Origin of the sequence: Mesorhizobium sp. B2-5-13, from assembly GCF_006440535.1 — a bacterium.
Lineage (GTDB): Bacteria > Pseudomonadota > Alphaproteobacteria > Rhizobiales > Rhizobiaceae > Mesorhizobium > Mesorhizobium salmacidum.
In genome coordinates this window covers 25,299-38,752 of the sequence record NZ_VFUI01000010.1, presented here as the reverse complement: position 1 = coordinate 38,752, position 13,454 = coordinate 25,299, and the positions used below count along the sequence as shown (strand labels likewise).

Genomic DNA, 13,454 nt, shown 5'->3' with positions numbered 1-13,454 from the left:
AGCCTATCGATAAAGGTCCGCCCGGGTCGGTGGCAGGCCGCTCGGGCCTCGCGCGCGTTTGGTGGCGACGGTCTGGAATATCTGCGCCGAGGCGCGTTCGAAGGTGATGGAGCAGCCGCTCAGGTAAAGCAGCCACAGCCGCGCCTTGGCTTCGCCGACCTCGGCGATTGCCTCGCCGAACCGCGCCTGCAGACGCTCGGCCCACAGCCTGCAGGTGCGGGCATAGTGCTCGCGCAAATTCTCGACATCGTAGACGAGGAAGCCGTGGGCTTCGAGATTGCCTAGCGTCATGCCGACCGTATCGAGCTCGCCACCCGGGAAGATGTATTTGATCAGCGCCCTGTATTCCGGCCCCTTGCGCAGGGTCTTCTTGATGTCGCCCTTGCTGCGCCTTGTGATGGCGTGATGCAGATAGATTCCGCCCGGTTTCAGCAGCCGGTGGACAGCGGAGAAGTAGGCCGCATGGTTTGCCAGGCCCAGATGCTCGAACATACCGATGGACGATATCTTGTCGAAGGTGCCGGTGAGTTCTGCGTAGGACTTTATCTCGATGGTGATCTTGTCCTCCAGACCCTCGGCGCGAATGCGCTCGCGGGCTAGTGAGGTCTGGGCTTGCGACAGCGATACGCCGTGTCCGACGACACCATAATTTTTCGCGGCGTGGATCAGCATCGCGCCCCAGCCGCAGCCGATGTCGAGCAATCTTTCACCCGGTTTCAGCCGAAGCTTGCGGCAGATATGGTCGAGCTTGTCGACCTGCGCCTCGTCGATGCCGTTTGCGAAATCCTGGAAATACCCGCAGCTATAGACCATGCGCTCGTCGAGAAAGAGCCCGTAGAAGGCATTCGAGATATCATAGTGATGCTGGATCGCCTCCTTGCTGGAGCCGCTGACGAACGGGTTGCGACCAGCGAGATCAACCCGCGACGTCATCTGCTTTCTCGAAAACAGCACCGCCGGCAAGTCACGCAGAAGCGCCCGTTTCGGCAATGTCTTCAGCTTCGACCGCAGCTTGCCCGTCGAAGGCAGGGCGTAGAAATCGAACAGCGATCCATCCTCGATGTCGACTGCCTTGGAAATCCACATCTCGATAAGGGTCGACAGGGACGGTCGGCGAACGATCTGCCAGACGATGTCGTGGTCGTTGATGACGAGCACGGGGCCGGTGGCGGGGCCGATCCGCTCGCCGGTCCACAGCCTGACCGCGAAGGCGGGCTTCACCGCCTCGACTACCGTTCGAACGATGCGCGCAGCTCTTTCGGTGGCGTCCATACCCTTCCCCGCTGTCGATGGCTCAATCTTGTCCGTTCGGGACCTGGATCGCAAGCCAAAGCATACGGCGCCATCTTCCGGCAAGGATGCCTTTTTCAGCATGGCACTTGTCATTTGCTGCAACGCACCCCATCATGAGGGTGTGTTCAACAAATCGAAAGGAGGTGATCCGATGTCGAGTGATTTCGTTTTCCAGAACGTGGCCTCAGCGGATTGCACTTTCGGGAAGCAGTCTTCCCGTTAAGGCGCGAGATGCGCGGCGGGTGACGTGAACGTCACCGCCATTGAGCCGCGCCATGGACGGAAACACGGAAGGCCGCCGGCTTCGAAAGAAGCGGCGGCCTTTTCCGTTTGGGCTGGGTTCTACTTGGTCAAAGCAAGGGTTTCGATGTTGCGGGCGATTGTCTGAAAGGCCGAATCCAATTCGGCGCCGTCGGCGGCCTGATAGAAGTGCTTGACTGAACCGGTATCGGGGCTGGCACAGTTCTGGAGCGTCGAAGCGGCATTCGTCTCATCGAGTTTGAAGCCGATCGTGAATATCTCTATGCCTTTGTCGCGCATGGCGGCGCAGAGTTTTGTCGCGGCCGTGCGGGTCGTTTCCTTGCCGGCATCGTTATAGACTCCGCCAACGCTGGTCGCGTCGAAATAGGACAGGTTGAATTCGCCGTCTGTCATAAGGATCGCGTACTTGCCAACTTTCTTGGGATCGAATTTGGCTGGCCGCTGAGAGGCATTGAGCACGCCACCCCAGCTTTCCGACAGCATATACCAGGTCCATTGAACGCCGATGTGGCCGGCAGTACCCCCCGAGGCGCCAAGATTCTTGATGACATTCTTGAGCGTGGCGACGTCAGCCGTCAAAGGGACGAGTGCGGCGGCCGGGCAAGCCGCAGTGTTTGTGTTAGCGGCAAAGCTAGACAACAGATAGTCGCGGTTGACCATGCTGGAGCCAGGACCCGCCTCCGAATATTGATCGGTCCCCTTGCGTTCCGTGGCGCAATTGTCCGGGCGCGGGGATGCCGAAGCAGGTTGAGCGCTCGCATTGCCGGGCGCCTGCTTGCGCTGACTGGCATTGGCTTCCACATAGACGCTGCTGGCCGCAAGTTGGCCGGTATTGACCGAATTGGCGTAGGGCACGATGGAGAGGCGAACGCGCGGCTTGTTCGGGTCCTGAGTACCCAGGAAGCTGTCCGCCGCATTGGCGGCGGCGGTCCTCAGGTCCTTGATTTTCTGACCGGCCATCGATCCGGTTACATCGAGCATCATCGCCACTTCGATGGTCTTGTCCGAATAAAGCGATGTTGTCGAAGCAGTGACCCGCCTCGCATCGTCCGTGCCGAAAATCGGGAAGAACAGGGCAACATCGACGTGGGCGTCCACCTGGACCGTTTTTGCGATCTTGTCGACGATCAGCCGGTCAAAAACGACTTGGCCGGCCTGCAGAATTCCGGCGGTAGCGTTGGCGTCGAGAAAGGCCTGCACGGATTTGTTTGCGTCGGCCTCCTTGATGGCACCCGTGGTCAGGTCACGTGCCGTCGATGTCACCGCCGCGTCGACGACGCCCTGCAGGCTCGATTTGGCATTGTAGAGCTGCGTGACATTGACCGAGAAGCCCGCGACCAGCGCCAAGACCGAGGCAGCAAAGCCGAACAGGACCGCGAAATTTCCACCGCGATCTCTGGCGAACCTGCCGACCGCGTGAACAAGACCCCCGTAATTCCGCATCCAACAGCCTCCGCTTGCCTCGGCCTCGTCGCCGCGGACAGGGCAATGCAGGATTCCAGCCGGATGACTCCGCCTCACGCCGGGACACCTTCGGCCAGATATCAAGCTGTTGTTTTTGCTTGCTTTAGACCTTCGCGAAAGTGAACGACTGGTAAACGAAAAACCACGATCCTCGCCGCGTTTACCAGACGCTTACCATGCTCGAGGCGAGGCAATCGCCGAAGTCTTGGCGACGTCCTGTTGCGGCACAGGCCTTCTGTGCCGAAGCGGACCAACTGTCCCAGGGTTGCGAGGCATGGCACAAATCTACAGCATGTCGCGGCGAATGGGATTCGCCCGACCTGCTGTAGGTTTCTGATTTAATGCATGTCGTTGTCCCGGAACCGAGGACACTTCCGGGCGACATGCATTAGCCAACGCGTTGAGATTCAGGTCAGGCCGAACCGAAAATGGCTGACGCCGAGAGCTAGGCCAGCATCTGCGCGCTGGCCGTCCTGTCGATACCGCGGTGGGGTGGATTGAACAGCCTGCTTTGCTGTTCGTAGGTCCATACCTTGAACAAGGTGAGCCGGTGGGGGCCGAAACTGTGCAGCAAGGGAACGTCGGTGGCGTCGCGGCCGCGCGCGATGACGACGCGACCAACCCTGGGCCGGTTATGGCGCGGATCGAACGTGTACCACTTGCCGTCGAGGAACGCTTCCATCCAGGCCGAGAAATCCATCGGCGCCGGATCGGCCGGCACGCCGATGTCGCCGAGATAGCCGTTCACGTAGCGCGCCGGAATGTTCATGCAACGGCAAAGCGTGATGGCCAGATGGGCGAAGTCGCGGCACACCCCGACGCGTTCCTCGTGCGCCTGCGCGGCAGTGCGGGTCGAACGCGCATAGCCATAGCCGAAGGACAGGCGGTTGTGGACATAGTCGACAATCGCCTGCACCCGCGCCCAACCGGACGGAAGATGGCCGAAAAGCTGCCAGGCGAGATTGCTCAGATGATCTGTCTCGCAATAGCGGCTGCCCAGGAGATAGAAGAGCACCTCGTCGGGTAACTCGGCGACCGGCATTTCCCGGGCCAGCGTGTTGACCTCGTCCGTCTCGCCACTGTCCTCGACAACCGCGTCGTAGAGGATGCGAAAGCCGCCGGCGGGCGCGGTGAAACGGCGGCAGGCATTGCCATGCAGGTCGTGATAGAGCCTGGTCGGCACCGATGGCGAGATGAGCACACGTGTCTGCCGCTTGATGTCGGCCCGCCTGTCCTTGTGGATTTCGAGCAGAGAAATCACCGGGGTTGCCTCGGCGCATTCAATCGCGATCTCGTAGCCGAGGCGTATCAGCATGGGCGTCGTCCCTGGTTCGCGTGATGGGAATTGTACGATTTCAAACGTTGCAAGGTGACGGTGGTTCCCTGGATCGCGACCCAAAAGCGCTCTCGCGCCTTTTCATGTCGGCACCTTGGCGTTACGGTTGCGTCCTCCCTCGACACCCTCCCCCGGACTTCAAGGAAAATCATGTTTGCTGGCAAAAAATTCGCCGCCTTCCTCTTCGATATGGACGGCACGCTCATCAATTCCATCGCCTCGGCGGAGCGGGTCTGGGGCGACTGGGCGCTGCGCCACGGCCTCGACGTCGCGGCCTTCCTGCCGACAATTCATGGCGTGCGGGCGATCGAGACCATCACCGCCCTTGCACTCCCGGGCGTCGACCCGACACACGAAGCCGATTTACTGCTGAAGGCCGAGGCCGACGATCTCGAGGGCATCCTCCAGATCTCCGGTGCCGTGGCGTTTCTCAACGCGCTGCCGCCGGAGCGCTGGGCCATCGTAACCTCGGCGCCACGCTCGTTGGCGCTTGCACGCATGAAGGTCGCCGGCATTCCTGTCCCTGGGGTCCTCGTCGCGGCGGAGGATGTTTCCCGTGGCAAGCCGGCGCCCGATTGTTTCCAGCTCGGCGCAAGACGGCTTGGCTTCGACGCGAGTGACTGCCTGGTGTTCGAGGATGCCCCGGCTGGCATCGCGGCGGCGGAGGCGGCGGGAGCGTCGGTCATGGTGATCAACGCCACGCACCAGCATCCCCTGGCAACACAGCATGCCACGATCGCCGGTTACGATGACATCGACATCACCGTCGACGAACGCGGCTGGGTTGCGCTCGAGCCCCAGCGCAACGCAGCTTAGAGTGCAGCGCGGCCTGGAGTGTGCCGAGATTCAGGTCAGGCCGAGTCGAAAACGGAAGCTGCCGAGAACCGGAACGGAGCGTACTGAGGTATGTGAGCAACGGAAGCGCAGGCAGCTTCCGTTTGCAGGCCGGTCTCATCTGAATATCAACACACTCTAGAAGTCGCTGGTCAGGCCTTTGACCTCCCAGTCGCCATAGCGGCCGGGTTCCTTGCCGCCGCGGCCGCCGATTTCCCGGGGCAGTGCTGCTTCCTTGCGGCGGTAGTCTTGCCGTCTTGCCTCGGCTTCCTGCAGCGCACGGCGGGCGGCGGGCGTCAGCTCTTTTGGCGGCTCGCCGTCATCCGTGCCGGCTGGCGTTTTACTGGTTTCATCGTTCATGCGATATCTCGAGCGGATTGAAACAGGAACAGGCGTTTCCCATCATATAGCGATGACGTCACGAGGATCGACCCTTTCTCACCACCATCCGGACAGGAGCAGACGATGAACACCATTCGCACCGCCATGCTTCTCGCCGCCATGACTGCGCTGTTCATGGGCGTCGGCTTCCTGATCGGCGGTTCGGGCGGCATGATGATCGCCCTGCTGGTCGCTGCCGGCACCAATTTGTTCAGCTACTGGAACGCCGACAAGATGGTGCTGTCGATGAACCGCGCCGTCGAGGTCGACGAGAAGAACGCGCCGGAATATTACGCCATCGTCCAGGCACTGGCCAAACAGGCCGGGCTGCCGATGCCGAAAACCTATCTGATCGACAATCCGCAGCCGAATGCCTTTGCCACCGGCCGCAATCCGCAGAACGCGGCCGTCGCCGCCTCCACCGGCCTGCTGCAGCGGCTGACCCATGAAGAGGTCGCCGCCGTGATGGCGCATGAGCTCGCCCACGTCCAGCACCGCGACACGCTGACCATGACCATCGTCGCCACCTTTGCCGGTGCCATCTCGATGCTCGGCAATTTCGCCTTTTTCCTTGGCGGCAACCGCGACAACAACCCGTTCGGCTTTGTCGGCGTTCTGGCGGCGATGATCGTCGCGCCCTTCGCGGCCATGATCGTGCAGATGGCGGTCAGCCGCACCCGCGAATACGAGGCCGACCGGCGCGGCGCCGAAATCTGTGGACACCCGCTATGGCTGGCCTCCGCGCTTGACAAGATCGCCCGCGGGGCCGAACGCATTCCCAACCCCGATGCCGAGCGCAATCCCGCGATGGCGCATCTCTTCATCATCAACCCCCTGCATGGCGAGCGCATGGACAGTCTGTTCTCCACCCATCCGAGCACCGACAACCGCATCGCCGCCCTGCAGGCAATGGCGCGGCAGATGGGCGATGGCGCTCCGCGAACCGCGCAGCGCCAGGCACCGACGCCATCGCAAATGGACGAGCCGCAAGCGGCTGGACCGTGGGGCAAGCCGGCCGAACCGGAACAGCCGGCCGAACCGGCCAGCCCGAAATCCAATCCGTGGGGTCGCAACCCGACCGGGCCCAAGGGCCGGTGGTCGTGAGCGTGGCGGGCAGAGCACCTCGACGCACGGTTGCAGGCGATCAGGAACACAATGCCGGCGGCGAGTTCGTTGCCGGCCTCGCCGCGCGGAAGGCTGCGGCGCGGCTGCTGGCCGCAGTCATCGATGCCCGCACGCCGCTTGATGGCCTGACCGACCACGAGAACGGCCATCCGCAATACAGGGTCCTCGATTTGCGCGACCGTGGCCTGGTGCGCGCCATACTGGTAACCGCGCTGCGCTACCGCATGACCATCTCGGGACTGCTGGCGCGGCGCCTGGAAAAGCCGCTGCCGCCCAACGCGACCGCCTTGTCGCACATATTGCATGTGGCGGCAGCGCAGATCCTGTTCCTCGACATTCCCGACAGCGCCGCCGTCGACCTAGCGGTGACCCACGCCAAGTCCGACCCCCGCACGCAGCGTTTTTCCGGCCTGGTCAACGGCGTGCTGCGCACGCTGGCGCGAGCCAAGGAAGCCGAGCTTCCGGCCGCGCTTGCCGCCACAGACGAAGCGCCAAAATGGTTTTCCGACCGGCTGAAGGCCGCCTATGGCACCGAGAAGGCCCGGCAGATCCTGGCTGCCCATCGCCACGAGGCGCCGGTCGATTTCTCGGTCAAGGCCGATGCCGAACTCTGGGCCGAAAAGCTCGGCGGCATTGTCCTGCCCACCGGAACGGTTCGGGTGGAGAAGCTAGCCTGCGCCGTCACGGAATTGCCGGGCTTCGCGGAGGGGGCATGGTGGGTCCAGGATGCGGCGGCCAGCCTTCCCGCCCGGCTGTTCGGCGATGTCGCCGGCCTGCGCGTCGCCGACCTTTGCGCAGCGCCCGGCGGCAAGACCGCGCAGCTCATTCTCGCTGGCGCCAGGGTCACAGCGGTAGACACCTCGAAGAACCGCCTGGCGCGGCTGGCGCAGAATCTCGGCCGCCTCGGCCTCTGCGCCGACATCGTCCAGGCCGATCTGCTCAAATACGAGCCCAGCGAATTGTTCGACGCCGTGCTGCTCGATGCGCCATGTTCCTCGACGGGCACGGTGCGGCGGCATCCGGACGTGCCGTGGACCAAGACGGCGGCGGACGTCGAAAAACTCGCCGACTTGCAACGCAGGCTGCTCGCGCGCGCCGTTACACTGGTCAGGCCCGGCGGTAGGATCGTCTTTTCGAATTGTTCCCTCGATCCGATCGAGGGCGAAGAACTGCATCGTTCCTTTCTCAAGGACACGGCTGCGGCCATTGACGATCCGCTGCGGCAAGGCGAGATCGCCGGCATCGATTCGTTCCTGACGCCGCAAGGCACACTGCGCACCACGCCCGCCGATCTTGACCTCGGCGCGCCGGAGCGCTCCGGTCTGGACGGCTTCTTCGCCGCGCGCATGCGTCGAACCTCGGCCTAAGCACTGGGATTTGCAGATTTTTTTAGGAAGGAACCGGTCCAAAAGCAGGGGACCGGGCGCCGTCCTATGGAATTCGCCTTCGCATAAGTTCTTGAATCATATAAGCTTGTGCTTGGGGTAGAGGACGATCAGGAGGGGTTTTGGCACTGGCTGCCAGCAACACGACGCGTCTATGGACGCTGGTCGCGAAGGAGTTCTGGCGCAAGACGCGCCGGCGCCTGCGTGCCAGCCCGGTCTATCGCTGGCGCTATTCCGGCCGCACGCCCGAACGTGTCCTGATCGCGCCGCCGGACCTGCGCCTCGCCGACCCGCAGATCGCACTCGAGATCTATTACGGCCGCTATCCCCTGTCTGGCCATCTGGTCGAGACCGGCGGCAAATCCCCTTTCCAGATCAATGTCCCCAATCACGGGTGGCAGAAGACGCTGCATGGCTTCCGCTGGCTGCGCCACATGCGTGCCGCCGGCACGGAGCTCGCCGCGGCAAACGCCCGCGCGCTCGTCTCCGACTGGATCGCCATGCATGGCAACCATATTTCAGGCATCGCCTGGGAGCCAGGCACGACGGCCAAACGCATCATCGCCTGGCTGCAGCATTCCTCCGTCGTGCTGCAGGGCGCCGAGTTCCCCTTTTACCGCGCTTTCCTGAAATCGCTCGCCATGCAGATCCGCTATCTCAGGTCGATGGCGCGCGAAATGCCCGACGGCAAGGATCGGCTGCGCGCCCGTATCGCGCTGGCCTTCGCGGCACTGTCCCTGCCGGCGCCGGCTTCCGCGCTGCGCGGCGCCACCCGCAACCTTGCCGGGGAACTCAATCGCCAGATCCTTGCAGACGGCGGCCATATCTCGCGCAATCCAATGGCTGTGCTGGAAATCCTCGCCGACCTCCTGCCGCTGCGCCAGACCTACGCCAACCAGGCCGAAGCGCCGCCGCAGGCGCTGATCGGCGCCATTGACCGCATGCTGCCGGCGCTGCGCTTCTTCCGCCATCAGGATGGCAGCCTCGCCCGCTTCAACGGTATGGGCGCCACAATCCATGACCGCATCGCCACCATCCTGCGCCATGACGACACCGCCGGCTCCCCGCTGCTGCATGCACCGCATTCGGGCTATGAACGGCTGGCGATCGGCGGCACCACCGTGATCGCCGATACCGGCCTGCCGCCGCCGGTCGACGTGTCCAATGCGGCCCATGCCGGCTGCCTCGCCTTCGAACTGTCGTCGGGCCGCCAGCACTATATCGTCAATGCCGGCATCGACACCTACGGCGCCGCGGAGTTCCGGCCACTGGCCCGCGCCACCGCAGCGCATTCGACAGCCACCATCAACGACACGTCTTCGGCGCGTTTCACCCACGCGCTGCGGGTCAACGACCAGTTGGGATCACCATTGATCGGCGGCCCGCAGCAAGTGCAGTGCAAGCGCATCGACCAGAAGGGCGTCCACGGCTTCATCGCCCGTCATGACGGATATCTGCAGCGTTTCGGCTTCCTGCACGAACGTGAGCTGAAACTGTCTTCGGACGGCAATGTGCTGGCGGGCCGGGACCGGTTCCAGCGGCCCGGCAACGCCGCGATCCGCAACAGCGGCCGCGATTTCATCACGGTGCGCTTTCACGTCCATCCGGACATCAATCTGCTGCAGGACGAACAGGAGCGGCTGGTGCTGACCGCCGATCTGGCCGATACTTGGGTGTTCACCTCGGACGAAGTGGTGCCCGAAGTTGAGGAATCGATCTATTTCGCCGGTCTGGGCGGGCCGCGCCGCAGCCGCCAGATCGTGCTGGCCTTCAAGGCGTCCGACATTGCCGAAGTCCATTGGCAGCTGACGCGGACAAAGATCGCCGGTTATCCCGAAAACAACTGAACCGCCGCCAAACCAGTCGGCTCAAGCCTGCTGCGGGATACCGAAGGCGTCATAGGTGCTGAGCGATGGCGGGCCGGCGAAGGCGAAGCGGATCTTGTCGACCATCGCCGCCGCCTCGCCGCTTCGGTCATAGCGCTCGGCATCCTCTGCCGTGCTCCAAACGGTGATTGCCATGAACGTGTCGCGCGCCTGGTGCTGCTGCAGCAGAACGGCGCTGATATTGCCCTTGGCAGCGCGGATGGCGGGGATCGCCTCGGCTTCGTAGACGGCCCGCAACCGCTCCGTCGTGTCCGGCAACGCCCTGAACTGGCCAATACGCACGAATGCCATAGGTTTTCCTCCATCGCGAGCACATGAGCCTGTACTGGATGCCCTCAATTTCATATGAAACCGTCGAATGACGCGCCACGCTTGATTTCCGGGCCTCATATGCTACGGCGCGGGCACCCATCACACCAGCCGTGAAAGGCCGCCAGCCAATGGCCGTCGCCGCCAAGAATATTCCCGCCCCGGACCTCGTTCCCGTCCGCCGTGCCTTGCTCTCCGTCTTCGACAAGACCGGGCTGACCGATTTCGCCAGGGCACTGGCCGCGGCCGGCGTCGAGCTCGTCTCCACCGGCGGCACGGCAAAAGCGATCGCCGAAGCCGGCATGGCGGTGCGCGATGTCTCCGAGCTCACCGGTTTTCCCGAGATCATGGACGGCCGCGTCAAGACGCTGCACCCGTCCGTGCACGGCGCGCTGCTTGGCGTGCGCGACGATCCCGAGCATGCATTGGCGATGCGCAAATACGGCATCGAGCCGATCGATCTCGTCGTCTCCAATCTTTATCCGTTCGAGGAGGTCCGCCGCTCCGGCGCCGACTACGCGGCGATCGTCGAGAATATCGACATTGGCGGCCCGGCGATGATCCGCGCCTCGGCCAAGAACCATGCCTATGTCGCCATTGTCACCGATCCCGGCGACTACGCCGCGGTGCTCAACGCGCTGGAGATGAACATCGGCTCGCTGTCGCTGGATTTCCGCAAGAAGCTGGCGGCCAAGGCCTTCGCCCGCACCGCCACTTATGACGCGGCGATCTCGGGCTGGTTCGCCGAGGCGCTGGAGATCGAGCATCCGACCTGGCGCGCCTTCGGCGGCAGGCTTGCCGAGGTCATGCGCTACGGCGAAAACCCGCATCAGGATGCCGGCTTCTACGTCAATGGCGACAAACGGCCGGGCGTCGCCACGGCGCGGCAGCTGCAGGGCAAGCAGCTATCCTACAACAACATCAACGACACCGATGCCGCCTTCGAACTGGCCGGCGAGTTCGATCCGAACCGCTCGGCCGCCGTCGCCATCATCAAGCACGCCAATCCGTGTGGCGTGGCCGAAGGTACGTCGCTGAAAGCGGCCTACGCCAAGGCGCTCGCCTGCGACCCGGTCTCGGCCTTCGGCGGCATTGTCGCCTTGAACCGCGCCCTTGACGCCGAGGCGGCCGAGGAAATCGTGAAAACCTTCACCGAGGTGATCATCGCCCCCGACGCCACCGACGAGGCCGCGGCAATCATAGCTGCCAAGAAGAATTTGCGCCTGCTGGTCACCAGCGGCCTGCCCGACCCGCGCACGGCAGGCACGACGGTCAAGTCGGTTTCCGGTGGCCTGCTTGTCCAGGGCCGCGACAACGCCGTGGTCGACGACCTCGATCTGAAGGTGGTGACGAAGCGCGCGCCGACGCCCAGCGAAATGGCCGATCTGAAATTCGCCTTCCGCGTCGCCAAGCACGTCAAGTCGAACGCCATCGTCTATGCCAAGGACGGTGCCACCGTCGGCATCGGCGCCGGCCAGATGAGCCGGGTCGATTCCTCACGCATCGCCGCGCGCAAGGCGGTCGACGCGGCGGAGACGGCAGGCATGGCGGAGCCGTTGACCAAGGGCTCGGTGGTCGCTTCGGACGCCTTCTTTCCCTTCGCCGACGGCCTGCTGTCGGCCATCGAGGCCGGTGCCACCGCCGTGATCCAGCCGGGCGGTTCGATGCGCGACGACGACGTCATCGCCGCCGCCGACGAACACGGCATCGCCATGGTGTTCACAGGCGTGCGGCATTTCCGGCATTGAGGAGCTTCTTCCCTTCTCCCCTTACTTATTGTGGGAGAAGGAAGAGGCGCTGCTATTCAACTGGCCGATCCGCCGGATACGGCGTGCGAACCAGGATCGCCATGCCGATGGCCAGGAACAGGATAATCGCCGCCATGCCGAGCCGCGCCGAGCCGCTGGTTGCGGTAATCGTCGCCACCATAAACGGCGCCAGGAAACTGGTTGCCCGGCCGGCTAGCGCATAGATGCCGAAATAGCGGCCGGATTCGGCTGCAGTCACGCTGCGCGCCATGTAGGAGCGCGACGACGCCTGCACCGGCCCGAAAGCCAGGCCGATCAGCAGGCCGTACATGATGTAGGCCTTTTCGGCCGCCGTGCCGAACAGGCCTCCCGAGTCGGCGGTCGAAAGCTGGATCAGGCCAAGCAGCGTGAAGCCCGGGCCGGTCGAGACGACGCCGATGGTGGCGATGGACAGCATGACCAACGAAATCATCACCACCGCCTTGGAACCCAGGCCGGTGTCGAGCCGCGCCGCGATCCAGCAACCGAAGATGGCGACGACGTTGAGGATGATGCCGAACATGCCGATCTCGGTGATAGACCATTGGAACATGCCCGCCGCGAAGGTGCCGCCCAGCGCCAGCAGCGCATTGACGCCATCCTGGTAGATCATGCGGGCGACGAGGAAGCGGAAGATGCCGCCACGCTTGCGCACCTCGGCCAGCGTCGATTTCAGCTCCGACAGGCCTTCGCGCACCGCCGGCCCGATCGGGATGCCCTTGATGGCGTCGGGCGTGAAGAAGAACATCGGCAGGATGAACAGGAAATACCATCCGGCCGACAGCGGCCCGGTGGCGCGGGCATCCTCGCCCAGCTGCGGGTCAAGACCGAACAATGGGGTGATGCCGATGATCGTCTTGCCGGTTTCCGGCGAGCCGGCCAGGCAGGTGACGACGAAGATCAGTGCGATCATGCCACCGAGATAACCGAGGCCCCAGGCCACGTTGGAGATGCGGCCGATCTCGCTCTTCGGCACCAGGCGCGGCATCATGGAATCGTTGAAGACGGTGGAAAACTCCGCCGCCACCGACGCCAGCGAGAACAGCGCCACGATCAGGAACAGGTTCGAGCCGGGCGCGGCGAACCAGAGCAAGGTGAGACTGGTGACCTTGATCGCGGCGAAGAAGGCGATCCATGGCTTGCGCGGCCCGGTCTGGTCGGCGATCGAACCGAGGATCGGCGACAGCACCGCGATGACCAGCCCGGCAGCGGCGATGCCATAGCCCCAGACGGCTTGGCCGGTGGTGGGATCGCCCGCCATGCGCGAAACGAAATAGGGGCCGAAAATGAAGGTGGTGACGACCGTGAAGAACGGCTGCGCCGCCCAGTCGAAGAACATCCACCCCCAAATGCCGCGCCCGGACGCCCGCTGGATTGTCTCTACCGCCATAGT

Annotated in this window: 11 protein-coding genes; 5 read left to right on the top strand and 6 right to left on the bottom strand. The window is 63.7% G+C overall.

Annotation, left to right across the window (positions count from 1 at the left end; all coding sequences use genetic code 11):
• Window positions 1–3 precede the first annotated feature (3 nt).
• From FJ434_RS17900 to FJ434_RS17890, 3 genes are all read right to left on the bottom strand, one after another.
• On the bottom strand, window positions 4–1,272 hold the full coding sequence (locus FJ434_RS17900; RefSeq protein WP_140503898.1) for a cyclopropane-fatty-acyl-phospholipid synthase family protein: 1,269 nt from the start codon (window positions 1,270–1,272) through the stop codon (window positions 4–6).
• Between the two features lie 363 nt (window positions 1,273–1,635).
• Window positions 1,636–2,997 carry a pilus assembly protein gene (locus FJ434_RS17895; protein WP_140750549.1) on the bottom strand — a complete coding sequence of 454 codons (1,362 nt, stop codon included), beginning with the start codon at window positions 2,995–2,997 and terminating at the stop codon, window positions 1,636–1,638.
• A gap of 466 nt (window positions 2,998–3,463) precedes the next feature.
• Entirely contained in the window at window positions 3,464–4,333 is an 870-nt protein-coding gene (locus FJ434_RS17890; protein WP_140750551.1) for a transglutaminase family protein, read from the bottom strand.
• Between the two features lie 171 nt (window positions 4,334–4,504).
• On the opposite strand from FJ434_RS17890, the gene FJ434_RS17885 reads away from it, so the two are divergent.
• Complete coding sequence (locus FJ434_RS17885) at window positions 4,505–5,170, top strand: HAD-IA family hydrolase (protein WP_140750553.1); 666 nt, start codon at window positions 4,505–4,507, stop codon at window positions 5,168–5,170.
• A 156-nt stretch (window positions 5,171–5,326) separates the two neighbouring features.
• Here FJ434_RS17885 and FJ434_RS17880 read toward each other — a convergent pair whose 3' ends face one another.
• Window positions 5,327–5,548, bottom strand: coding sequence for a DUF1674 domain-containing protein (locus FJ434_RS17880; RefSeq protein WP_027145146.1), 222 nt, complete (start codon window positions 5,546–5,548; stop codon window positions 5,327–5,329).
• Between the two features lie 105 nt (window positions 5,549–5,653).
• Here FJ434_RS17880 and htpX point away from each other — a divergent pair, with 105 nt between their 5' ends.
• From htpX to FJ434_RS17865, 3 genes are all read left to right on the top strand, one after another.
• Window positions 5,654–6,673 carry a zinc metalloprotease HtpX gene (gene htpX, locus FJ434_RS17875; protein WP_140750555.1) on the top strand — a complete coding sequence of 340 codons (1,020 nt, stop codon included), beginning with the start codon at window positions 5,654–5,656 and terminating at the stop codon, window positions 6,671–6,673.
• Entirely contained in the window at window positions 6,670–8,061 is a 1,392-nt protein-coding gene (locus FJ434_RS17870; RefSeq protein ID WP_181166019.1) for an RsmB/NOP family class I SAM-dependent RNA methyltransferase, read from the top strand. Before htpX ends, FJ434_RS17870 begins: the two co-directional genes overlap by 4 nt.
• Before the next feature lie 140 nt (window positions 8,062–8,201).
• Window positions 8,202–9,926, top strand: coding sequence for a heparinase II/III family protein (locus FJ434_RS17865; RefSeq protein WP_140750559.1), 1,725 nt, complete (start codon window positions 8,202–8,204; stop codon window positions 9,924–9,926).
• A 21-nt stretch (window positions 9,927–9,947) separates the two neighbouring features.
• Here FJ434_RS17865 and FJ434_RS17860 read toward each other — a convergent pair whose 3' ends face one another.
• Window positions 9,948–10,256 (bottom strand): antibiotic biosynthesis monooxygenase, encoded by a 309-nt coding sequence (locus FJ434_RS17860; RefSeq protein WP_140750561.1) that lies wholly within the window; start codon window positions 10,254–10,256, stop codon window positions 9,948–9,950.
• 149 nt (window positions 10,257–10,405) lie between these two features.
• Here FJ434_RS17860 and purH point away from each other — a divergent pair, with 149 nt between their 5' ends.
• Window positions 10,406–12,022, top strand: coding sequence for a bifunctional phosphoribosylaminoimidazolecarboxamide formyltransferase/IMP cyclohydrolase (purH, locus tag FJ434_RS17855; protein ID WP_140750563.1), 1,617 nt, complete (start codon window positions 10,406–10,408; stop codon window positions 12,020–12,022).
• Window positions 12,023–12,074: 52 nt separating this feature from the next.
• Here the strand turns inward: purH and FJ434_RS17850 are convergent, their stop codons facing one another.
• The gene (locus FJ434_RS17850) at window positions 12,075–13,451 is read right to left on the bottom strand and encodes an MFS transporter (RefSeq protein ID WP_140750565.1); all 1,377 of its coding nucleotides are present in this window, start codon (window positions 13,449–13,451) and stop codon (window positions 12,075–12,077) included.
• Window positions 13,452–13,454: the final 3 nt, after the last annotated feature.